Below are 23409 nucleotides of genomic sequence, written 5' to 3'. Positions count from 1 at the left end.
GCCCTTCTCCGTCAGACATCCCTGTGCACGTACACCGTCCCACGAGGCTCAGGCCGGTTTCAGGGTGAGGTGCTGTTTCGCCGCGGCTGTCACGGCGTCCCGGCTGAACGGCCACGCGGTCGTCTCACCGCGCCGCCACAACGGCAGCTGGTCGTCGTAGTGGTCGGCGAAGGCGTGGCCGGACGCGCCGGTGAGGTTGATCCACCGGGACGCGTCCGGGTCGGCCCAGTCCACGACCATCCGCATGGACGGCACCCAGTTCACCTCGTAGGTCTTCTTGGCGTTCCAGCCCGTCGCGTTCACCGTGGCAGGCCCGCCGGCGACACCCTCCGGACCGCGGTTGAGCAGCCACTGGATCGGCGCGGGGCCGGTGCCCAGAGTCTGGTTCTGCACCGTCAGCTGGTGCAGGTCGCCCCACTTCCACGCGGCCGGGTCGGCGCCGAGCCGTTCGCGCAGCTCCTTGTTGGCGTCGTTCATGGCCGTGCTCAGCATGGCGTCCCTGCCGTTCACGCCGCGCTGGGTGTTGTGCCAGAAGTCGTCGTCCGGGTGCTCCAGCAGGGTGCGCACGACCTCGAACCACTGGCCGCCGCCGTCCACGTCGACCTTGGGCGCGGCGTTCGTGAGCTTGTCCAGGAACATCAGCTGCAACAGGTTGCGCCACACGGCGTTGAAGTAGGCGGCCGGGGCGGAGTCTGCCGGTTGCAGGTAGTCCCAGCCGCGCAACAGGTCCTGTGCCTTGGCCGTGTCTCCCTCGACGGTCGCCTTGAGCAGGTACGGGGTGAGGTTGGCCGCGTTGGCGTTGCGGGTGTCGAGCTGGATCCGCTGCATCGCCGCCGCGTCCAGCTTGCCGCCCTGCTTGATCAGGTCGGTGATCCGCTGGCTGCGGTTGCCGTCACCCCAGTCCTTGGTGAGCAGGTACGGGTACGACGGGTCGGTCACCGCGTTGTTCGCGTTCACGAAGTACCCGCCGGCCGGATCCAGCGCGCTGGGCAGCTTCTCGAACGGGATGTACCCGGACCACTCCGTCGCGCTCGTCCAGCCGGGCACCGGGAAACGCCCGTCGCCCTGTTTGCGGATCGGGATCTGACCGGGCACCTGGAAACCGATGTGCCCCGCACCGTCGGCGTAGAGCATGTTCTGCGACGGCGCGGCGAACAGCGACGCGGCCTCGCGGAACGAGTTCCAGTCGCGGGCGGTGGCCAGCCCGAACACCGCGTCGACGGTCCGGGACGGTTGCAACGCGGTCCACTTGAGCGCCACCGCGTACTCACCGGACTCGACTCCGGGCTCACGGCCCTGCGTGCCGACGGCCTTCAGCCGGTCCATCACGTCGGACATCAGCGGGCCGTGCCCGGTCGATCTGACCGTGATCGTCCGGGATTCACCGCCGGAGACCTTGATGACCTCCTGCCGGGTCTCCAGGGGCTTGCGCTCGCCGTCGTACTCGTAGGTGCCGTCGCTGACGCGTTCCAGGTAGAGGTCGACGACCGCCGGGTCGAGGTTCGTCAGCCCCCAGGAGATGTCGCGGTTGTGCCCGATGATCACGCCGGGCATGCTGGAGAAGGTGAAGCCGCTGACGTCGAACGGGCAGTCCTCGCCGACCGAGCGGCAGTGCAGACCCATCTGGTACCAGATGCTCGGCATCTGCGGCCCGAGGTGGGGATCGTTGGCCAGCAACGGTTTTCCGGACGCGGTGAGCTTGCCGGACACCACCCAGGCGTTCGACCCGATGCCCTTGCCGCGCGGCCCGAGAACGCCGTCGAGGGTGCCGGCGGCGTCGGCCACGCCGGCCACGGCCGCCGCGATGCCCGCCTTCTCGTCACGTCCGGCGCTCTGCGGCACGGTCGCGTCCGGGTCGGCCGGCACGCTGGGTTCCCAGCGGCTGAAGTCGTACTCCGGGAAGAGCCTCGCCACCGTGTCCGCCGGCAGGCTGGCGGACAGCATCGCGTGCCTGGCCTGGTACGTGATCGTGCCGCTGAGGTCCCACGCCATCGCCTTGAGCCAGGACACCGAGTCGACCGGAGACCACTTCTCCGGCGTGTACCCCGGTGTGAGCAGCCCGAGGATCGCGTACTCCGCGCTCAGCTCCGAACCCGTGTGCTCGGCCAGATAGGCGTTCACGCCCTCGGCGTAAGCCTGCAGGTGGTCGCGCGTGCTCGCCGAGAGCATCCCGTACTCCTGCTCGGCGACCCGGCGCCAGCCCATCGTCCGCACCGTCGCGTCGGTGGCCACCTGATCCTCGCCGAACAGCTCGGCGAGACGCCCGGCCGTGATGTGGCGACGGATGTCCATCTCCCAGAACCGGTCCTGCGCGTGCGTGTACCCCTGCGCCAGGAACAGGTCGTGCGGGTTGTCCGCGTAGACCTGTGGCACGCCGTACTGGTCGCGCAGCACCTCGACCGGCGCCTGCAGGCCCGGGACGACCAGTTCGCCGTCGGTGACCGGGAACGAGTTCCGGACGGTCCAGGTGACGAACAGGCTGACCGCGGACAGCACCACGACCAGGAGCACCACGACACACCACGCCGTGACGCGCAATCGGCGCGGCCACTTCGATCTCGGCCGTGCCTGCGGAACGGCGTCGGTCACGGTGCCCGGGGTGCTCGACACATCTACCACTCGTGGAGCATCGCCACGTTCGCGCGCCGGGCAAAGAGAGGGGTTCTCCTGACTTAACCCGCGTACGCGCAGGTGCCACGCTCGCGAAGTGGTTACCGATGCCGCCGTGCGCCCCAGGTCAGGACCCGACTTCCGCCGGTTCTGGACCGGCGACGTGGTGTCGCAGTTCGGCTCCCGGATCACCGAGTTCGTGCTGCCGCTGCTCGTCGTGACCACTTTGGACGGATCCGGCACGCAGGTCGGCCTGTTGCAGGGCCTGTACCTGTGCCCGTTCTTCCTGTTGCCGCTGCTGGCGGGTGTCTGGCTGGAGCGGCGGGCCAAGCGGCCGGTGATGATCGCCACGGACCTCGTGCGGTTCGTGCTGGTCATGGCCGTGCCGGTGCTGGCCCTGTTCGGCGGGCTGACCTTGCCCCTGCTCTACGTGATCGCGGTGCTCGGCGGCACGATGACGGTCGTCTACGACATCGCGGCGACCAGCTACCTGCCAGTGCTCGTCGAGGGCGAGGAGCTCGCGTCGGCCAACAGCAAGGTCATGGCGGGCCAGGCCGCCAGTGCGACCGGCGGGCCTGGCCTCGCCGGCTGGCTCAGCGGCCTGTTCGGCCCGGCCGCGACGCTCGTGTTCGACGGGTTGTCGTACCTGGCCTCGGCGAACGCGTTGCTGCTGATCCGCCACCGCGAACAGGTCCCTTCCCGGCCGCGGCGCGACCTCCGGCACGAGCTGGTCGAAGGGCTCCGGGCGGTGCTGCACAACCCGCCGGTCCGGGCGCTCGCCGTCCACGCGGGGATCTACAACGCCGCCACCGCTATGACGACCGTGGCGTTCCTGATCTACTTCGTGCGCGACCTCGGGCACAGTTCGGCGGCGTACGGCCTGATCATGGTGTTCGGCGGGCTCGGCGGCATCTCCGGCGCGCTGGGCGCACCCGCCCTGATCAAGCGACTCGGGTACGGGCGCTCGATGCTGGTCGTGCTCGTGTTCTCCACGTGGTCGTACTTCCTGCTGCCCCTGGCCGGTGGCGGTCAGGCGGACGTGGTTCTGGGCGGCCTCGCCTACTTCCTCGGCTCGGCCGGTGCCGCGGGCGGGACCGTGGTCGCGGTGACCGTGCGGCAGAAGACCACACCGACCGAGCTGCTCGCGCGGATGAACGCCAGCTACCGGCTGTTCGCGTTCGGCATGCTGTCACTGGGTTCCGTGGCCGCGGGATTCCTGGTCGACGGGATCGGCGCGCGAACCACGTTGTTCGTCACGCCGATCCTGTTGCTGATCTCCGCGATCCCCGCGGCCAGCCGGCCGGTTCGCACGATCCGCGAACTGGACTGACCTTGCGCTAGCGATAGGAGCGCAGCAGTTCCGTGAGGCAACTCGTGCCGAACTCCAGCGCGTCGAGGGGAACGCGCTCGTCCACCGTGTGCAGCAGGCCGCGGTAGTCGGTCCCCACCGGCAACTTCAGCGGAAGCCAGCCGTAGCAACGGATGCCGAGCTGGGCGAACAACCGGGCGTCGGTCGAGGCCGGCGAGACCATGGGCAGCGGGATCGCGTCGGGGTCGGCCTTGGCGAGGATCTCGGCCATGGTGTCGTAGAAGCCGCCGAACTCCGGTTGCCTGATCCGCTCCGGCCGGACCATCGAGCCCTCCAGCAGCAGTTCGTGCTCGAAGTCCTCGCCGACGAGGGTCCGCAGTTCACCGACGAAGTCCTCGACGGTGTAGCCGCCGGGCAGGATGCGGCCGTCCAGGTCGACGGTGATCTCGCTCGGCACGACGTTGATCTTCTCGGTCGTCCGGACGATCGTGGGGTTCGCGGTGTGCCGCAGCACCGAGTCCAGCCGCAGGGCCTCCCGCAACGGAAGCCCGTCGGGGCGAGGGTCTCCCGCCTGGTCCTCCCGGTAGCGCGCCACGTGCTCCGAGAGCGGTGCCGGCAACGCGCCGGCGAGCACCTCCAGCATGCGGTCCGCGGCCGAGGTCTGGTGACGCGGCATCCGGGTCCCGGTCAACGCGGTGAGCAGTCGTCCCAGCCGCGCCATCGGCGAGTCCGGTGGCGTGAGCCGCGAGCCGTGACCACCCGGTCCGCGCAGGGTCACGCGCAGCCAGCAGGCACGCTTCTCCGCCACGACGATCGGGTGGAACCGGTGGTCGGTCAGGTCGATGCCCGCACCGCCCTCCTCGCCGATCGCGTACTCGACACCGTGGAACAGTTCGGGGTGCTCGTTCACGAGATAGCGAGCGCCGACCGCACTGCCCGCTTCCTCATCGGCCACCACGGCCAGCACGACGTCACCCGCCGGGCGCTCCCCCGCGGCCGCCAGCCGCGACAGGGCGGACAGCATCATCGCGATGCCGCCCTTCATGTCGATCGCGCCACGCCCCCAGACGTGCCCGTCGACGATCCGCGCCTCGAACGGCGGATGCGTCCACTGCTGGCCGTCCACCGGCACGACGTCGGAGTGCGCGTGCAGCAACAGCGGCGGCGCCTCGCCGCGGCCGGGGAACCGCGCGACCAGGTTCAGCCGCTCCGGATCCGGGCCGAGCACCTTGACGTCCACGTCGGCACCGGCGAGCAGCCGCCGCAGGTGGTCGACGACGGCGGTCTCCGCGCCGGGCGGGTTGGTGGTGTCGATCCTGATCAGATCCCGCAGCAGCGGCACCGGATCGTTGGCGAACGACATGGATGTGCGTCCTTCCTCGTCAGCTGAGCAGGTCCACCACTCGGGCGGCGAGCGCCTGGACGTCACCGTCGCCCGGCCGCAGCACCAGCTCTGGGCGCTCCGGCCGCTCGTACGGGTCGTCCACGCCGGTGAAGCCCGTGATCTCGCCTCGGCGGGCCCGCGCGTACATCCCCTTGGGGTCACGCGACTCGCACACCTCGAGCGGGGTGTCGACGTGCACTTCCCGGAACGCCAGCCCGGTCTCGTCGTGCCTGGCCCGCACCCGGTCGCGGTCGGTGCGGTACGGACTGATCAGCGCGACGATCGCGACCACACCGGCGTCGGCGAACAGCCTGGCCACCTCGCCGACCCGGCGGACGTTCTCCGCCCTGTCCTCGGTGCTGAAGCCCAGGTCCGAGTTCAGGCCGTGCCGCAGGTTGTCGCCGTCCAGCAGGTAGGCGGGCCGGCCCGCCGCGATCAGCAGGCGCTCGACCTCCGCCGCGATCGTGGACTTGCCCGCCGCCGACAGGCCGGTCAGCCACACCGTGCAGCCCGGCGTCGGACGAGTCACCTCGGTCCGGTGCCAGACGACGGAAGGCGCCGCGGGACGCAGGATCATCCCGGCGCCGACGGTGTCGTTCGTGGCCTCGTCGATGAGCACGAAGCCGCCGGTGGCGCGGTTGTGCCGGTACACGTCGTAGGCCAGCGGCGCGTGGGTGTGCAGCGTGATGCGCCCGATCTCGTTGAGCGACAACGACTCCGCGGACTCGTCACGGTGCAGGGTGGTGATGTCCAGCCGATAGCGCAAGGTCCGCACCGTCGCGCGAACCTCGCGCGTGGTGTGCTGGACCAGCAATCGCGATCCAGGTGTGAGCGAGGACCGGTCGCCGAGCCAGCAGACCATGGCCTCGACGTCCCTGCCGATCTCGGGCCGGTTGCCGGGCTTGCAGATCAAGTCACCACGGCGCACGTCCACGTCGTCGGCCAGCCGCACGGTCACCGCCTGGGGCGCGAACGCGTACGGCGACGATCCGCCGCCGGGCCGGTGGATGGCCGAGATCGTCGAGGTGACGCCGGACGGCAGGACGACGACCTCGTCGCCCGGCCGGAAGGTGCCACCACCGATGGTGCCCGCGTAGCCGCGGAAGTCACCGTGGCGCACCACGTACTGCACCGGCAGCCGGGCGTCGACGAGGTTGCGGTCGGACGCGATGTGCACGTCCTCCAGGTGGTGCAGCAGCGGAGTGCCCTCGTACCAGGGCATCTGAGTGCCTCGGTGCACGACGTTGTCCCCGTGCAACGCCGAGACCGGGATGAACGTGACGTCGGCGACGTCGAGCCTGGACGCGAACTGCTCGAACTCCGCACGGATCTCGGCGAACCGGTCGGCCGACCAGTCCACCAGGTCCATCTTGTTCACGCACACGACCAAGTGCGGGATGCCCAGCAGGCTCGCGACGAACGCGTGCCTGCGGGACTGCTCGAGAAGGCCCTTGCGCGCGTCCACCAGGACCAGCGCGAGGTCCGCGGTGGAGGCGCCGGTGACCATGTTGCGGGTGTACTGCAGGTGACCGGGGGTGTCGGCGATGATGAACCGGCGCCGTGGCGTGGCGAAGTGCCGGTAGGCCACGTCGATGGTGATGCCCTGCTCGCGTTCGGCGCGCAGTCCGTCGGTCAGCAACGCCAGGTCCACGGCCGTGCCGCGGACCTCGCTGGCGCGCTCGATCGACGCCAGCTGGTCGGCGAAGATCGCTTTCGCGTCGTAGAGCAGCCGTCCGATCAGCGTCGACTTGCCGTCGTCCACACTGCCCGCCGTGGCCAGCCGCAGCAGCTGGGGCTCCATCAGAAGTACCCTTCCCGTTTGCGGTCCTCCATGCCTGCTTCGGAGATCCGGTCGTCGGCCCTGGTCGCGCCGCGTTCGGTCACGCGCGTGACCTCGGTCTCCGCGACCACCGCGGCCGGTGTGTCCGCTGTGGACTCCACGCAACCGGTGCAGGTGGCGTCGCCGACCGTGCGGAAGCGGACGGTGGCCTCGTACGGTTCCTCTCCGGCCACCGGGCGCAGGAACCTGTTCTGTGCCAGCAACATCCCGTCGCGCTCGACCACCGTGCGGCGGTGGGCGTAGTAGATCGATGGCAGGTCCATGCGCTCACGGGCGATGTAGGACCAGATGTCCAGCTCGGTCCAGTTCGACAGCGGGAACACCCGCAGGTGCTCGCCCTTGCGGTGGTGGCCGTTGTAGAGGTTCCACAGCTCGGGTCGCTGGTTTCGCGGATCCCACTGGCCGTGGTCGTCGCGCAGGCTGAAGACGCGTTCCTTGGCCCTGGCCTTCTCCTCGTCGCGGCGAGCCCCGCCGAACACCGCGCCGAACCTGTGTTGAGCGATGGTCCGCAGCAGGGTCGTGGTCTGCAGGCGGTTGCGGCCACTGGGATCCTCGGTCACGCGGCCCGCGTCGATGTCGTCCTGGACCCTGCCCACGACCAGCCGCACGCCGGTCCGGCGCACGACCTGGTCGCGGAACTCGATCACCTCGTCGAAGTTGTGCCCGGTGTCGATGTGCACCAGGGGGAACGGCACAGGCGCCGGCCAGAACGCCTTCGCCGCCACGTGCAGCATCACCATGGAGTCCTTGCCGCCGGAGAACAGCAGGGCCGGCCGCTCGACGGTCGCGACCACCTCGCGCAGGACGTGCACCGCCTCGGCCTCGACCGCGTCCAGGTGCGACAGCACGTAGTCCTCCGTGACGGCCACTACGCACCCATCGCGCGACGCAGGCTCAACGGCCGCATGTCCGTCCAGACGGTCTCGACGTGCGCGAGGCACTCGCTCTTGGTCCCGGTCACGCCGACCTCGCGCCACCCCGACGGCACCTCGCGGTACGTCGGCCAGATCGAGTACTGCTCCTCGTGGTTGACCACCACGGTGTAGCGGATGTCGTCCTCGTCCTCGTCACGCATTTCCAACCTCCATCTCGGTTTCACGCAGTACTGCCAGCGAGCGCAGGACCGCGGCCAGCTCACTGGCGTTGGCGGGCTGCATCATGCTGAAGTGGTCGCCCCGCACGGCCGTGACCCGGACCTCGCCATCCACAAAGGACTCCCAGCCCGCCGCGGTGGTGCTGGAGTCGTCCGGGACCAGGAGGTCCACGACACCGCGGTGACGTTCGGGCTGCCACACCGACACGGCCGTGGTCAGGTCCACGAACGTCTTCGCCCTGGCCAGCATCTCGTCGTGTTGCCCGTCCGGCAGCAACCCGGCCTCCGCCAACGAGTTCAGCGCCTTCTCGTACTGAGCGCCGGGTTCGAGAGCGCTCAGCTCGGCGACGTCCAGCGTCACGTCGAGGCCCGACGCCCCGGCCACGCTGCGCACGAAGCCGTCCACCGCGAGCGGCAGCGGAACCGGGACGCCGGGGACCTCGGGCGAGACCGTGTCGAGCAGGGCGAGCAGCCGGACGTCGCCGAGCTCGGCGGCGACCGCCACGGCCAGACTCCCGCCCAGCGACCACCCGACGAGGTGGTACGGGCCTTCCGGCCACCGCTGACGGATCACCGCCGCGTACCGGCGCGCCAGTTCCGGCACGTCCCGCCGGGCGTCCTCGGGCAGCTCGATGGCGTAGCACGGCCGGTCGCCCAGGTGCTTGCTCAACGGCACGTACGGCAACGAGGACCCGGTGCTCGCGTGCAGGCAGATCAACGGTGCCGACGTGCCGGACCCGTTCAGCGTCACGACCGATCCGGCTCCGGCGAGGGCGTCCCCGGCGGTGACGACTCCGGCGAGTTCGCGGATCGTCTGGTGCTGGAACAGCTGGCGGGCGGTGACCGGCACGCCGCGCCGGTTCGCCTTGTCCACCACCAGGACCACGGAGATCGAGTTGCCACCGAGGTCGAAGAACCCGGTCAGCACACCGACCGGTCCCGCGCCGAGCACCTCCTGCCAGATCTCGGCGAGGATCTCCTCCACCGGCGTGGCAGGCGGCTCGTACCGCACCTCCGGTGCGGCCGCGCCCGGTTCGGGCAGCCTCTTGCGGTCGACCTTCCCGTTGGGCGTCAAAGGGAATGCGTCCAGCCACGTGTACCGCGCCGGGACCATGTGCTCCGGCAGCACGTCGCGCAGATGCCGCCGCAGGTCCGCGTCGCCCGGCCGCGTGCCGTCCTCAGGCACGAGATAGGCCGCGAGGTACTGGCGATCGGCCTCTCCCCAGGCGGCGACGGCGGCCGAGCGGACCATCGGATGGCCGAGCAGCGCGGCCTCGATCTCGCCGAGCTCCAGCCGATGTCCCCGGATCTTGACCTGGTCGTCGGCCCGGCCGAGGAACTCCAGCCTGCCGTCACCACGCCACCGGGCCAGGTCGCCCGTCCGGTAGAGGCGCCTGCCACCACCGGCGAAGGGATCCGGGACGAACCGGTCGGCGGTGAGGCCGGGCCTGCGGTGGTATCCGGCCGTGACGCCGTCCCCGCCGATGAACAACTCCCCTGCCACGCCAACGGGTTGCGGCTGCATCCGGCGGTCGAGGACGTAGGCGGCCTCGTTCGCCAGCGGCGTGCCGATGGTCACCTCGCCCGCGACGCGGTCCGCGGTCGACCACACGGTGGTCTCCGTCGGGCCGTACATGTTGTGCAGCTCGGCGGAGGTGATCTCGCCCAGCCTGCGGGCCAGGTCGCCGGTCAGCGCCTCACCACCGACGAACAGCACCTTCAACGACCCCAGGGCTTCCGCCGCGTCCGCGTCCCCGGCGAGCAGCCCAGCGAGCGTGGGGGTGCACTGCATGTGGGACACGCCGTGCGCACGGATCTGCGCCGCGAGACCGGCGTCCCGCTTGGCGCCGGTGAAGGCCCGGCGGACGGTGTCGACGTGCGGCAGGGACGCGAGGACGTCGTCGGTCGGGACTCCGAAGTCGATCAGGCAGGCGATCTCGTCGACGCCCAGTTCGGCCAGCTTCTCCGCGAACCGCACGCACTGCTCCGGCGTGCCGAACAGGCCACCGGAGTCCATGTACCGGTCGGCGGCGTGCTCCAGCAGTGCCAGCCGGTCGTCCTCGCCGAGCGTCTCGAACTCCAGGCCCATCTGCTTGGCCAGGCCGCGCAACAGGTCCAGCGACGTGCTCAGGTACTGGATGAACGGGTCGCGCGCCACACTCCGCGCGCGGTCGCCGTCCGGGTCGATGAACGTGTGCAGCATCAACGCCACGTGCCCGCCGTCGGTGCCGTGGCGTTCCCGCCAGGCCGCCCGGTAGACGGCGATCTTCTCGGCGAGCGCGTCGAGGTCCTGGCCGAGCATGTGGGTCAGCAGGCCGAGGCCGGCGTGCCCGGCCGCCCGGAACGTTTCCGGGCTGCCCGCGGCACTGAGCCACATCGGCAGCTCGGCCTGCACGGGAGCCGGCCGGAGGCGGACCTCGACGTCGGCGCCTTCGCCGGCGGGCAGGTGGACGCTTTCCCCGCGCCACAACGACCGCACGGTCTCGACGCTCTCCAGCATGATCTTCTTGCGTTCGGCGTAGTTGTCCGGCGCGAACACGAAGTCGTTGCGATGCCAGCCGGACGCGACCGACATGCCGACGCGGCCGTCGGACAGGTTGTCCACAACGGACCATTCCTCGGCCACGCGCACCGGGTTGTGCAAGGGCAGCACCACACTGCCCGCGCGGATCGAGATCCGGTCGGTCACCACGGCCAGTGCCGCCGCCGCGACCGAGGGCGCCGGGTAGAGCCCGCCGAACGCGTGGAAGTGCCGTTCCGGGGTCCAGACCGAGCTGAAACCGTTGCGGTCGGCGTACTTCGCGCCTTCCAGCAGGAGCCGGTAGCGCTCGCTGCCGGGTGCGCTCGAGTCGTCGCTCGCGAAGTAGAACAGGCCGAAGTCGAGCTTCCTCGCAGGCCGCGCGGTGCCCAGCATGGTGTCCGTGTTCGCCTCGGCGACCACGACGGTGAAGCCCCTGGCCAGCGTCCACAGCAGCTCGACCACGGAGATGTCGAACGAGATGCTGCTGACCGCCAGCCACACGCCAGGCTCGTCGGTGCCGATCCGGCGGTCCAGCTCGGTGTACAGGGTGATCACCTTGCGGTGGTCGACCATCACGCCCTTGGGCTGCCCGGTCGAGCCCGAGGTGTAGCAGACGTACGACAGCATCTCCGGCGTCACCGCGACCTCGGGCGCGGTGGCCGGTTCGCCGTCCACGTCCGCCACGTCGATCAGCGTGACGCCGTGCTGCGCCATCGCGGCCTTGCTCTCCGCGTCGACGAGCACCGCCGCCGGCGCCGCGTCCTCGAGGACGAACCCGAGACGTGCGGCGGGGTACTTCGGATCCAGTGGCACGTACGCCGCGCCGGCCTTGAGCACGCCGAGCAGGGCGGCGACGGTGTCCACCGACCGTCCCACGGCGACCCCGACCAGACTGCCGGGCCGGACGCCGACGGAGATCAGCCGGTGCGCGACCTGGTTCGCCCGGCGCCGCAACTGCTCGTACGTCAGCGAGCCGTCCCTGCTCACCACGGCGGTCGCGTCCGGGGTGCGTTCGGCCTGGGCGTCGAAGGCCTCGTCGACGGTCCCCGGGGCGACCGGTGCCTTGGTGTCGTTCCAGTGCACGGTCAGCCGGACGCGTTCCGCCAGCGGCAGGAGGTCCAGTTCGGACAGACGGGCGTCCGGGCGGGCGACCGCGGACTCCAGGAGCTGACGGGTGTGCTGCAGGAAGCGCTGCATCCGGTCGCGGTCGAACAGCTCGGTCGCGTACTCCAGGCCCAGCTCGACACCTCCGGCGGACCGCTCGGCGACGCTGAGGGTCATGTCGAAGCGCGCGGTGCCGGTGTGCAGCGCGACGCCCTCGACCTCCACGTCCCCCATCCGCGCAGCCTTGAGCTGCTCGTCGACCTGCAGCAACGCCACCTGGAACACCGGGTTGGCGCCCGCGTCCCGTTCCGGTCGCAGCTCGTTGACCAGCTGGTCGAACGGCACGTCCTGGTGCGGGTGCGCGGAGTAGACGGTGTCCTTGGCCCGCGCCAGCAGTTCCCGGAAGTTCGGGTCGCCCGCGGTGGACACCCGCAGCACGACCGTGTTGGCGAAGTAACCGATCAGCTGCTCCAGCTCCGGCCGGGTGCGGCCGGAGAACGCAGTTCCGGCGACGATGTCGTCCTGCCCGGTGTACCGGCCCGACACCGCGGCCAGTGCGGCCAGCGCCAGGGGAAGCACCCTGGTCGGTTCGGGGCCGCCCAGGGCCTGGAGCTCGCGGTGCAACCGGGCGGGCAGAACGTCGTGCACGGTGTCGCCCGCCCAGCTCGGAGCGGCCGGTCGCGGCCGGTCGGCCGGGAACCGCAGCGTCTCCAGGCCCGCCAGGGCCTCTCGCCAGTACTCCATCGACGACTCGCGCGCCGCGGCTGCCTGAGCGCCGTGTTGCCAGGCGGCGTAGTCGGCGTACTGGATCGACAGCTCGGGCAGCACGGCGGGCCGGCCCTCGCGGGCGGCGCCGTAGAGCTCGATCAGTTCCCTGGTGAGGATCTCGGTGGACCAGGCGTCGGTGGCGATGTGGTGCAGGGCGAGGACGAGCAGGTGCTCGTCGGCCGCCAGCCGCACGAGGTCCGCCCGCAGCAGCGAGTCGCGTTCCAGGTCGAACCGGCGGCGCCCGGCCGTGGTCAGCAGGTCGGCCGCCCGGCGTTCGCGGTCCTCGAACTGCCTCAGATCCGACACGGTGAGCAGGTCCGCGGCGGGCGCACCGATGATCTGGCGCGGGCCGCCGGGCGTGTTCACGTAGCGCGTGCGCAGGCTTTCGTGCCGCGCGACCAGAGCGGAAACAGCGTCCCGCAACAGGGTCACGTCGAGCTCACCGCGCAGGCGCATGGCCATCGGCGTGTTGTAGATGGGCTTGCCGTCCGCCCACTGGTGCATGAACCACAACCGCTGCTGCGCGAACGACAACGGCAACGGCTCGTCCCGGCCCACGACGGGTATCCGGCCGGTCTCGCGTTCGGCCGCACGCCTGGACCGGAGTTCGGCCACGAGTGCCGCACGCTGCTCGGCTGTCAGCTTGCCCAGCCGCTCCTCAGTGCTCTCGTGCATCGCGCTCCTCGAAGCTCCGTGGCCACACTCAGGCAGCCTGTCCACCCGGTGGAGGGGTCGGCCAGTCGGGGGATTCCCCTACCCGCCACCACGCCAGGAACTCCGGCTCGTCCAGCCGGGGCTGGGCGAACGAGCCGATCAGGGCGACGGGCACCGGCCAGCCGCGCCGCACCGGCGGGGCGTCCGAGAGCGGAGCCCAGTCCACGCCCCGCAACACACCCAGATGACGATGTCGCCGCACCTCGGCGGAGATCCCGCCGGGCGCGGGCGACGTGACGCACACCGTGCCGCCGTCCGCCGACCACCAGGACCGGACCGTTCCCGGCGTGGGGTCGAACTCCGGGTAGTCACGGGCTCGCACCGGCTCGCCGAGCAGGAGTTCCATGTGCACTTCGGACAACGGCTTGTCGTCGGCGGGAAAGTGGTGCACCGTCCGGTAGCCCGCGCGGGCGTAGAACGCCGGATTGCCGCGTTCGACCACCGCGTCGAGCACCACCCGTGACGCTCCGGCCGCACGCGCGCCGGCTTCGAGCGCACGCAGCAGCCGTTTGCCCACGCCGAACCGGCGGGCGTCGGGCGACACGGCGAGCCGGCGCACGACCCAGTCCACGCTGTGGGCGCGAACCGCGCCGACGATCCGTCCACCGGCCGTCGCGGTCCACAGGTGGTACCCGGCGGCCAGGTCGGCCCGCACGCTGTCCGCGGTCTCCCCGGCGCCGTCGGCGACCGGCAGGCCCGGCACCAGATCCCCGGCCCGGTAGGCGTCCCTGGTCACGGCGGCGACGTCGGCGGCCAGCCGATCGGTCAGCGCGGCGACCGGCGCGACGACCAGAGTGTCTGTTGTGGACACACCACACCTCCCCCGTGGACCGTGACACGCCAGGGGCTCGCCGGACCTGTCGGGGTATTGCCGGACTCGTCCCGCCCCGGTGGGCTGGACAGGGTGGAGGCTGGTCTGTCGCGCAGCCGAGGAGCCGAGCATGCCGAATCCGCCATCCCGACCGGCGGCGAGTGGACTCGCTGAAGCGCGCAAGGCGGTACTGGCCTTGCGCAACCGGCAGCACACCGCCAGCCACGGAGGCGGCACCCGGATCGAGCCCGCCGCACGAGACCGGCGGCTGCCGCTGTCGTTCGCCCAGCAGCGCCTCTGGTTCCTCGACCAGTGGTCGCAGGACCAGCCGGTCTACAACGCGCCGCTGGTGCTGCGCCTCAGGGCCGAACTGGACGTGGAAGCGCTCCAACGCGCGCTCACCGAAGTCGTCACCAGGCACGAGATCCTGCGCACGCGCTACCCGAGCGAGAACGGCGTGCCGTACCAGGAGGTCGAGCCCGCCCCCGAGCGCGTCCCGCTGCCGGTCACGGACGTCTCCGCCGCCGACGTGCGCGCGTACGTCGAAGCGCTCGTGCGGGAGCCGTTCGACCTGAGCACCGGCCCGGTGTGCCGGCCGGCGCTGGGCCGGGTGACCGCCACTGAGTACGTCCTGGTGCTGGCCATGCACCACATCGCCACGGACGGCTGGTCCGTCGACATCATCCTGCGCGAGCTGGTCACGAGCTACCAGCGGGCGATCGGCGCGCCCGTCGACGCCGTCCCGCTCGCCGTGCAGTTCGCCGACTACGCGGTCTGGCAACGGGACTGGCTGGCCGGCGAGGCGCCGCAGGACCAGCTGCGGTACTGGCGCGAACAGCTGCACGACCTGCCGACGCTCGACCTGCCGACGGACCGGCCGCGGCCCGCGGAACGCACGCAGGCGGGCTCGATCGAGGAGACCTTGCTGCCGGAGTCGCTGGCGGCGAAGCTGGCCTCGTTCGCCGTCACCGAGCGGGCCACCGTGCTGACGGTCGCGTTCGCCGCGTTCACCGCCGTGATGTCCCGCTACAGCGGTCAGGACGACGTCGTGGTGGGCTCGATCTTCTCCGGCCGCACCCGGCCGGAGGTCGAGCCGCTGATCGGCTTCTTCGCCAACACCCTGGTGCTGCGCACGTCCACCGCGGGAAACCCGACGTTCCGGGAGCTGGTGGCACGCACGGGCAAGACCGTGATCGACGCGCACCTCAACCAGGACCTGCCCTTCGGCCGGCTGGTCGACGAGCTGAGTCCTGAGCGCGACCCGAGCCGCAACCCGCTGTTCCAGGTGTCGTTCACCCTCCAGCAGGCGTCCGCGGAGTCCGCGACGGTCGGCGACCTGACCGCCGAGGTGTACTCGCCCGACATCGGCACCGCGCGGTTCGACCTGGCGTTCCAGGTGACCCAGGTGGCCGGGAGCGGCCTGCGGCTGTGGGCGGAGTACTCCACGGAACTGTTCGACCGCGCCCGGATCCAGCGCCTGTTCGCGCACTACCACCGCGCGCTCGAGCTGTTCCTCGACGATCCCGGGCTGCGGCTGGGCCAGGTGCGGCTGCTCACGGACGCCGAGTACGACGAGGTGGTGGTCGACGCCAATCGGACGGAGAGGTCGTACGGCCCGCCGGAGCGCTGCCTGCACCACCTGTTCGAGTCCGTTGTGGACAGAGCACCGACCGCGGTCGCGTCCAGGTTCGCCGGTGTTTCCCTGACGTACCAGGAGCTCGACGAACGGGCCAACCGGCTCGCCCGGCACCTGTCCTCGCTCGGAGTCGGCCAGGAGACCGTCGTCGGCGTGCTGCTGGAGCGCGGCCCGGAGCTGCCGGCCGCGTTCCTGGGCGTCCTGAAAGCGGGTGGGGCGTACCTGCCGCTGGATCCCGACCATCCTGTCGCCCGGCGCGAGCTAGTGCTCGGCGACGCCGGCGCGACGATCGTCGTCACGACCACGGATCTGGCCGGGGGCGTGCCGGAGGGTGTGCGGGCGGTGTGCCTGGACGACCCGGCCGTCGCGGCGCAGGACCACTCGCGGCCGAACTTCGCGGTGCACCAGGACAACCTCGCGTACGTGATCTTCACGTCCGGCTCCACCGGGCGGCCGAAGGGCGTGCAGGTCTCCCACCGGTCGATCGCGGGCTTCACCCCCGCGGTGATCGAGCTGTTCGGCCTGGACGTCGGCGATCGCGTGCTGCAGTTCGCCAATCCGGCGTTCGACGTGAGCCTCTTCGACTTCTTCGGCGCGCTGTGCAGTGGCGCGACGCTCGTCCAGGCACCCCGCGCGGACCTGCTGGACCCGGCGCGGCTGACGGAACTGATGCGGTCCGAGAAGGTCACCGTCACCGACCTGCCACCGGCCGTGCTGCGGCTGCTCGACCCGGCCGCGCTGCCGGGCCTGCGGGCGTTGTTCGTCGGCCTGGAGTCGTTCCCCGGTGAGCTGGTCAACGCCTGGAACACCGGGAACCGGATGTTCCACAACGGATACGGCCCCACCGAGGCGACGGTGGCGTGCGTCGACTACCTCTGCCCGCACGAGCACCACGACGCGATGCCGCCGATCGGCGTGCCGATGGCGAACTACCAGGCGTACGTCGTCGACCGGTTCGGGGAGCCGGTGCCGGTCGGCGTGCCGGGTGAGCTGCTGATCGGCGGTGTGGGTGTGGCTCGCGGGTACGCGGGCCGGCCGGACCTGACCGCGGAGAAGTTCGTGCCGGACCCGTTCGGCGCACCCGGCGGCCGGTTGTACCGCACCGGTGACCTGGTCCGCCGCCGCGCGGACGGCAACATCGAGTTCGTCGGCCGGATCGACAACCAGGTCAAGATCCGCGGCCTGCGGGTCGAGCCCGCCGAGATCGAGCACGCCGTCCTGGCGTTGCCGCGGATCGAGGACGCGGCCGTGGTGGTGTCCGGGAGCGGCAGCGACGCCCAGCTCGTGGCGTACGTCGCCGGTGTGGACGTCGACACGTCCGGGTTGCGGGCCGAGCTGGCCAGGTCGCTGCCGGTGTACCTGGTGCCGTCGACGTTCGTCGTGCTGCCGTCGCTGCCTCGCGCGGCGAGCGGCAAGCTCGACCGCAACCAGTTGCCCAAACCGGGAGCGGCTCTTCCGGTCGCGTCGCCTCCCACGACGGCCACGGAGATCGCGCTCGCCGAGATCTGGAAGGAGCTGCTCGGCACCGAGTCGATCACGGTGCAGGACAACTTCTTCTCGATCGGCGGCACGTCACTGAAGATCACCCAGGTGGCCACCAGGATCCTGGAGAACTTCGGGGTCCGGCTGGAGCTGCGCGACTTCTTCCTGCACGCCACGCTCGGCGATCTCGCGTCGCTGGTGGAGAAACGCGAGCTGGAGGCCGCCTCCCCGGACGAGCTGGCCGAGTTGCTGGCCGCCGTCGACCGGCAGTCGTCATGAACTTCCGCGAGGAGATCCGCGCTTTCCTGGCATCCCAACGGGTTCAGGACGCGGTCACCGAGATGCGCGCTCTGCCGCCGACCGCGGAAACCGGTCGTCTGGACGTCTACTCCTGGCTGGGCGAACGCGGCTGGCTCGCGCCCCACTGGCCGGAGCGGTACGGCGGCCTCGGCCTCGGCCCCGCCGAGGCTGCGGCGCTCACCGAGGAGATGTTGTACGCGGGCGTCCCGGACGACCTGCACACGCTGAGCATCGGCATCGTCGGCACGTTCCTGCTGCACAGCGGTTCGGAGGCCCAGAAGCGGGAACACCTGCCCGCGCTGGCGAACGGGACCCGGATGGCCACCGTGCTGTTCACCGAGCCCTCGTGCGGCTCGGACCTCGCCGCTCTGAAGACCGAGGCACGGCAGGACGGCGACGGCTGGCGGTTGTACGGCACGAAGATCTACAACCAAAAATCTCAGTTCGCCGACATGGCCCTGTGCGCGGCACGCACCCGCTCCAGCGGGGTGGGGATGGACGGCATCACTCTGTTCCTCGTACCCCTGAGGTCCGCGGGCGTGCACGTGTCCGTCGTCGAGTCGATGGGCAACGACCAGTTCACGCAAGTGGTGATCGACGGCCTGCTGCTCACCGAGGACGCCGTCGTCGGCGACCTGCACGACGGCTGGACCCTGATGAACTCGTTGCTGCTGCTGGAACGCACCGGCATCGACTTCCGCGCGAAGGCACGGGTGCTGCTGGACACCGTCATCGAGCGGGCCCGCGCCACCGGTCGTCTGTCGCCGGAACTGGCCGAGCTCGACGCGCGGCTGGCAGCGGCGCACGCGCTGGCGTGGCAGCAGGTGCGCAACCTCGCCGAGGACCGGCCCTCACCGGGCGGCTCGGCCATGGCCAAGTGGTACGCCTCCGAGCAGTTCCGGCCGATCCTGCGGGCCGCGGCCGAGATCGACGGCCTCGACTCCGTGCTGACCTCCTGGGACGGCGCCGCACCTGCGGACGGGATCGTCGAGTCGGCCTACCGGACCGGGCCGAGCCTCCGCCTCGCGTCCGGCACCTCCGAAGTCATGCTGTACCTCATCGCGACCGGTGAACTGGGGCTGCTGTGACGCTGACCGACCTGTTCGACGACGAGACCATCCCGCTGCTGCGCCGGCTGGGCGAACGGCGGCGCGGCGACCACACGCCGGTGAACGAGGAAGCCCGGCGGCAGGTGCTGGCCGCGCTCACCGAGTCCGAAAAGTCCACAGTGGAGGTGCTGCGGGCCGCGGAACTGATGGGTGCCGCGCTGTACCAGAGCCCGTTCCTGGACACCGTGGCGGCCGCGGAGATCTTCTCGCTCTCCCCTGGCCGCACGGTCGCCCTGGCCCTGCGGGAGAAGGGCACCGACAACCCCGCCACCCCCGCACCGATCTCCGTCCGGGACGGCAGGGTCACGGCGGTGCGGAGGTTCGTCGCCTTCGCGTCCGAAGTGGACGATCTGCTCGTCGTCGGCGGGAACACGGCCGCACTTGTGGCCGTGCGGCAGCCCGGCGTGCGGACGTCCCGGCAGGACGACATCGGCCGCGGTGACCTGCACACCGTCGAGATCCAGGACGCGGCGGCTCAGGTGAGGGACGTGACCGCGGACTACCCGGGAGTGCTGGCGCGGGCCAGGACCCGGCACGCCGCGTACCTCGCCGGCTCGGCGAAAGCCGCGATCCGGCTGACCGCGGACCACCTGAAGGAGCGCAAGGCGTTCGGTCAGCCCCTGGCGAAGAACACCGCGCTGGCGTACCGGCTGGCGGCGCTGTACGCCGAGGCCGAAGCCGTCCTGGCGCTGATCGGCACGGAGCCGAGCCCGGCGACGGGTGCGCAGGCGATGTTGCTGGCCGGTGCGGTCGCCCGCCAGAGCGCGGAGGAGGCGGTGCACCTGCACGGCGCCTACGGGATGACCGAGCGCAGCGACGCCCAGGTGTTCTACCGGCGCGCGGCGGTCGACGCCCAGTGGTACGGAACGGCGACCGACCTGCGCGCCGAACTCCTCACCGCACTAGGCGGTTAGCCGCGAGCAGCTCGTAGAACGGCTCGTGGTGCTTGCTGAACGCCGCGAGCTTCTCGTTGTTGTCCACCGTGTCCGCGTACGTCGTCGACGTGGCGGTGAATCCCGTGCTCTCGCTGACCCCCTTGTGCCAGCGGGCGGACTGCGCCCATTCGACACGTTCCCCGGAGGACCAGGTGGTCGCAGAGGCGCGGTAGGCGATCCCCACGCGGTCGCAGTACTCCCGCAGCATCTCCGCCGGTGCGTCGACCACGTCCGCGGCGTCGAGCACCACGGGCGTCTGCCCACCTGCGGCGAGCACGGCCTGGTACATCTCGTACAGGCCTTCGAGGCCGATGTCCGAGCACACCATGTCCGGCTTGAGCGCGTAGAACGAGGCCGCGATCTCGTCGGGGCGGCGGATCAGGAACGTGTGCCGCGCCTCGGCCAGGAACTCGCGGTCGGCCAGCACCGCGTCGTACCGGAGATCCGTGGTGTCCTTGAAGTACACCGTGCGGGTCGCGGACAGCTCGCGGATCGCGGCGATCAGTTCCGCGTGGGTGTGCACCTCGCGGGAGCCGACGGTGGTGGAGCCGTAGTCGGAGATGTTGCAGAACGGCTCGTGCAGGGCGAGGAGCCCGCCGTGCTCGACCATCGAACGGAAGAGCGCGGTCGACCGGGATCGCGGGGCCGCCCACAAGGCGATGATCATGTCGCTCCTTCCTGGGATTCTCACGTTCTCCCGGTCCGCACGGACGGGATAAGTCAGGCATGTCCCTGACTTGAGGACGTCACGTCCCGGCCACGATGCTCGGGTCCGAACGTCGGAGGGCGGCCTCATGCACGCTGAGTCCACAGTAGACAGTCGGACGGCCGCACGACCACGCTCGGTACCACGAGCCGACCGCGGCGACGGGCGGCTGCCGTGTTCGCCCGCGCAGGAACGACTCTGGTTCCTGGAGCAGGTGGACCCCGGCTCCCCCGCGCACGTGGTCGCGGGCGCGGTGCGGTTCACCGGAGACCTCGACATCTCAGTCCTGAGCCGGTGCCTGGACGAGATCGTGCGGCGGCACGAGGTGCTGCGGACCAACATCGTCGAGCGTGACGGCACGCCCCACCAGGTGGTGAGCCCGCCGGCGCCCGTGCCGTTGCCGGTGCGCGACATCAGGGACGCACCCGACGTCGAGCGGGCGATCGACGACGCCGGCCGGCGTGAGGCCGCCACCGCGTTCGACCTGGCGACCGCTCCGATGCTGCGGGCGAGCCTGCTGCGGGTCGACGACCGCGCGCACGTGCTGCTGCTCAGCGTGCACCAGGTCGCGTGCGACAGCTGGTCGATCGGCGTGATCCGCGCGGAGCTGGCCGCGTTGTACCAGGCCTTCCGCGACGGCCTGCCGTCCCCGCTGCCGGAACTGCCGGTCCAGTACGGAGATGTCGCGGTGTGGCAACGTGCGCGGCTCGACCGCGGTGAGCTGGACGCTCAGCGGGAACACTGGCGGACGGCGTTGGCGGGCGCGGGCGAACTGCTGCTGCCGACGGACAAGTCCCGTTCCGCCGCACGGACTTCGCGCGGCGACGCCGTCCCCTTCCACTTGCCGGCCGACCTCGTCGCGTCGGCGGCTGAGGTCGAGGCGACGCTGGTGGCCGCGTTCGCCGTCCTGCTGTGGCGGTGGAGCGGCCAGGACGCGGTGGTGATCGGCTCCCCCGTCGCCGGCCGGTCCGCGGCGGAGACCGAGCCGATGGTCGGGTTCCTGGTCAACGTCCTGCCCCTGCACCTGGACCTGTCCGGTGATCCGGCGTTCGCGGACCTGGTCGCGGCCGCCCTCCACGTCCGCACCGCGGCCCGTGCCAACCAGGACTACCCGAGCGACCGGATGATCACCGACGCGGGGCGCACCGATGGCCTGGTCCAGGTGACGCTCACGCAGCGCGCCGCGCCGCCGGCACCCGTGGAACTCGGCGGGCTGATCATCGAGGAGCTACCGGTCCGTTCGGTGTCCACGAGATTCGACCTGTCGCTGGACCTCGTGCCCGACGCGGACGGCGGCATCGACGGGCGCCTGGAGTTCAGCACCGACCTGTTCACCCGCGACACCGCGGCCCGGATGGCCGACGCGTTCGTCTTGCTGCTGCGGCACGGCGTGTCCCGGCCCGGCGACGCCGTGTCGGCACTGCCGTTGATCACGCGGGCCGAGAGCACCCGGATCACCCAGGAACTCAGCGGCTCGACCGTGCCGTTCGAGGGCCCGCGGACCATGCACGGGATGTTCGAGCAATGGGCGGACCGGACTCCGGACGCCACAGCCGTGGTGGCCGGGCGGCACACGCTCACGTACGCCGAACTGGACGCGCGCGCCAACCAGCTGGCGCACCACCTGCGCGAGCTCGGAGTCGTGCCCGAGCAGCTGGTCGGGATCTCGCTGCCGCGGTCCGAGCTGATGATCGTCGCGGCGCTCGGCATCCTCAAGGCGGGCGCGGGATACGTGCCTCTCGACCCCGGTTACCCGCGGTCGCGAGTGGCGCACATGACCCAGGACGCGAACGTGCCGGTGATCCTGACGCACTCGTCGGTCGAGATCGAGGATTCGGTCCGGTTCGTGTGCCTGGACACCGAGTGGCCGGAAGATCAGCCCGTCACCCGGCCGGACGTCCACGTGCACGATGCCGGTCTCGCCTACGTGATCTACACGTCGGGTTCGACCGGTCTGCCCAAGGGTTCGGCCAACGAGCACGCCCGCGTCGTGAACACGCTCCACGGGGTCAACAACGTCTACGACCTCACTCCGCGGGACCGCGTGCTGGCGATCTCGTCGCTGAGCTACGACATGTCGGTCTACGAGATCTTCGGCGCGCTCGCGGCGGGCGCGACCGTCGTCGTACCCAGCGACGCCGAGACCGCGGACCTCGATCAGCTGCTGGATCTGCTGGTGCGCCAGGAAGTCACGGCGTGGAGCTCGGCACCGGCGCTGCTCGACGCCCTGGTCCGGCACACCGGCAGGCGGGGCGGCCTGCCCGGTGTGCGGCTGCGCGTCGTGGGGCTGGGCGGTGACCGGATGCCACCCGCGCTGCCCGGCCGGCTCGCGGAGTTGGTCCCGGGTATCCGGCTGCTGAACCTGGCCGGCATGACCGAGTCGTCGTACTGCAGCCTCGCCCACCGCCTGACTCGCCGGAACTACCCGGGAGGCGTGCCGTGGGGCAGACCGTTCGCCAACCACCGCGTCTACCTCCTCGACCGGCACGGCAGGCCCGTACCCGTCGGCGTGCCGGGTGAGCTGTTCATCGGCGGATCCGGACCCGGCCGCGGTTACTGGAGCAGGCCGGGGATGACGGCCGACAGGTTCCTGCCCGACCCTTACAGCGCGGAGCCCGGCGGCCGGATGTACGCCACCGGCGACCACGCGCGGTTCCTGGCGAATGGGGACGTCGAGTTCCTCGGCAGGCTGGACCAGCAGATCAAGATCCGCGGGTTCCTGGTCGAACCCGGCGAGGTCGAGGCCGAACTGGCGACGCACCCGGCGGTCATCGACCCGGTGGTGCTCGCGTTCGACGACAACCTGGGCGAACGCAGGCTGGCCGCCTACGTGCTGGCGCGCGGCAGGCAGCGCCCGTCCACCTCCGAGCTGCGCGCGTATCTGGCCGCGCTGCTCCCCGACCACATGGTGCCGGCGGTCTTCGTGGTGCTCGACCGGCTTCCTCTGCTGCCCAGCGGAAAGCTCGACCGGGCCGCGCTGCCCGCACCGGCCATGGCCGGACCGATGTCACCCGACGACGTGCGCTCCGGGCGGTGAGCCAGGGAGATCACCGACTGTCCCGGGCACCGCGGGACCGGCAACGTCTG

The 23409-nt window shown here is 71.0% G+C and carries 13 protein-coding genes; 5 read left to right on the top strand and 8 right to left on the bottom strand.

Features of this window, described 5'->3' with window-relative positions:
- Nucleotides 1–48: 48 nt before the first annotated feature.
- The gene (locus ACIQF0_RS06535) at nucleotides 49–2589 is read right to left on the bottom strand and encodes a penicillin acylase family protein (protein WP_401025237.1); all 2541 of its coding nucleotides are present in this window, start codon (nucleotides 2587–2589) and stop codon (nucleotides 49–51) included.
- A gap of 118 nt (nucleotides 2590–2707) precedes the next feature.
- On the opposite strand from ACIQF0_RS06535, the gene ACIQF0_RS06530 reads away from it, so the two are divergent.
- Nucleotides 2708–3940 carry an MFS transporter gene (locus tag ACIQF0_RS06530; protein ID WP_401025234.1) on the top strand — a complete coding sequence of 411 codons (1233 nt, stop codon included), beginning with the start codon at nucleotides 2708–2710 and terminating at the stop codon, nucleotides 3938–3940.
- Between the two features lie 7 nt (nucleotides 3941–3947).
- Here ACIQF0_RS06530 and ACIQF0_RS06525 read toward each other — a convergent pair whose 3' ends face one another.
- The 6 genes from ACIQF0_RS06525 to ACIQF0_RS06500 are packed head-to-tail and all read right to left on the bottom strand — an operon-like array spanning nucleotide 3948 to nucleotide 14154.
- Entirely contained in the window at nucleotides 3948–5282 is a 1335-nt protein-coding gene (locus tag ACIQF0_RS06525; protein WP_401025231.1) for a M20/M25/M40 family metallo-hydrolase, read from the bottom strand.
- Between the two features lie 19 nt (nucleotides 5283–5301).
- Nucleotides 5302–7104: an adenylyl-sulfate kinase gene (gene cysC / locus ACIQF0_RS06520; RefSeq protein ID WP_401025228.1), complete on the bottom strand. Its 1803-nt coding sequence runs from the start codon at nucleotides 7102–7104 to the stop codon at nucleotides 5302–5304.
- Nucleotides 7104–8012, bottom strand: coding sequence for a sulfate adenylyltransferase subunit CysD (gene cysD / locus ACIQF0_RS06515; RefSeq protein ID WP_401025225.1), 909 nt, complete (start codon nucleotides 8010–8012; stop codon nucleotides 7104–7106). Before cysD ends, cysC begins: the two co-directional genes overlap by 1 nt.
- On the bottom strand, nucleotides 8012–8218 hold the full coding sequence (locus tag ACIQF0_RS06510; RefSeq protein WP_360033704.1) for an MbtH family NRPS accessory protein: 207 nt from the start codon (nucleotides 8216–8218) through the stop codon (nucleotides 8012–8014). Before ACIQF0_RS06510 ends, cysD begins: the two co-directional genes overlap by 1 nt.
- Nucleotides 8211–13304: a MupA/Atu3671 family FMN-dependent luciferase-like monooxygenase gene (locus ACIQF0_RS06505; RefSeq protein WP_401025222.1), complete on the bottom strand. Its 5094-nt coding sequence runs from the start codon at nucleotides 13302–13304 to the stop codon at nucleotides 8211–8213. Before ACIQF0_RS06505 ends, ACIQF0_RS06510 begins: the two co-directional genes overlap by 8 nt.
- 28 nt (nucleotides 13305–13332) lie before the next feature.
- Complete coding sequence (locus tag ACIQF0_RS06500) at nucleotides 13333–14154, bottom strand: GNAT family N-acetyltransferase (RefSeq protein WP_401025219.1); 822 nt, start codon at nucleotides 14152–14154, stop codon at nucleotides 13333–13335.
- 130 nt (nucleotides 14155–14284) lie between these two features.
- Between ACIQF0_RS06500 and ACIQF0_RS06495 the strand changes: the two genes are divergently transcribed.
- The 3 genes from ACIQF0_RS06495 to ACIQF0_RS06485 are packed head-to-tail and all read left to right on the top strand — an operon-like array spanning nucleotide 14285 to nucleotide 19595.
- Nucleotides 14285–17551 (top strand): amino acid adenylation domain-containing protein, encoded by a 3267-nt coding sequence (locus ACIQF0_RS06495; protein ID WP_401025216.1) that lies wholly within the window; start codon nucleotides 14285–14287, stop codon nucleotides 17549–17551.
- Nucleotides 17548–18660: an acyl-CoA dehydrogenase family protein gene (locus ACIQF0_RS06490; protein WP_401025213.1), complete on the top strand. Its 1113-nt coding sequence runs from the start codon at nucleotides 17548–17550 to the stop codon at nucleotides 18658–18660. The genes ACIQF0_RS06495 and ACIQF0_RS06490 overlap by 4 nt, the downstream gene beginning before the upstream one ends.
- Nucleotides 18657–19595, top strand: coding sequence for an acyl-CoA dehydrogenase family protein (locus ACIQF0_RS06485; RefSeq protein WP_401025210.1), 939 nt, complete (start codon nucleotides 18657–18659; stop codon nucleotides 19593–19595). The genes ACIQF0_RS06490 and ACIQF0_RS06485 overlap by 4 nt, the downstream gene beginning before the upstream one ends.
- Here ACIQF0_RS06485 and ACIQF0_RS06480 read toward each other — a convergent pair.
- Nucleotides 19576–20283 carry a sulfotransferase family protein gene (locus ACIQF0_RS06480; protein ID WP_401025207.1) on the bottom strand — a complete coding sequence of 236 codons (708 nt, stop codon included), beginning with the start codon at nucleotides 20281–20283 and terminating at the stop codon, nucleotides 19576–19578. The two genes, ACIQF0_RS06485 and ACIQF0_RS06480, sit on opposite strands and share 20 nt — an antisense overlap.
- A 253-nt stretch (nucleotides 20284–20536) precedes the next feature.
- Between ACIQF0_RS06480 and ACIQF0_RS06475 the strand changes: the two genes are divergently transcribed.
- Nucleotides 20537–23359 (top strand): amino acid adenylation domain-containing protein, encoded by a 2823-nt coding sequence (locus ACIQF0_RS06475; protein ID WP_401025205.1) that lies wholly within the window; start codon nucleotides 20537–20539, stop codon nucleotides 23357–23359.
- Nucleotides 23360–23409: the final 50 nt, after the last annotated feature.

It is taken from the genome of Lentzea sp. NPDC092896, from assembly GCF_044754905.1.
In the GTDB taxonomy this organism is placed as follows: Bacteria; Actinomycetota; Actinomycetes; order Mycobacteriales; family Pseudonocardiaceae; genus Lentzea.
This window is presented reverse-complemented; position numbering and strand designations above follow the sequence as displayed.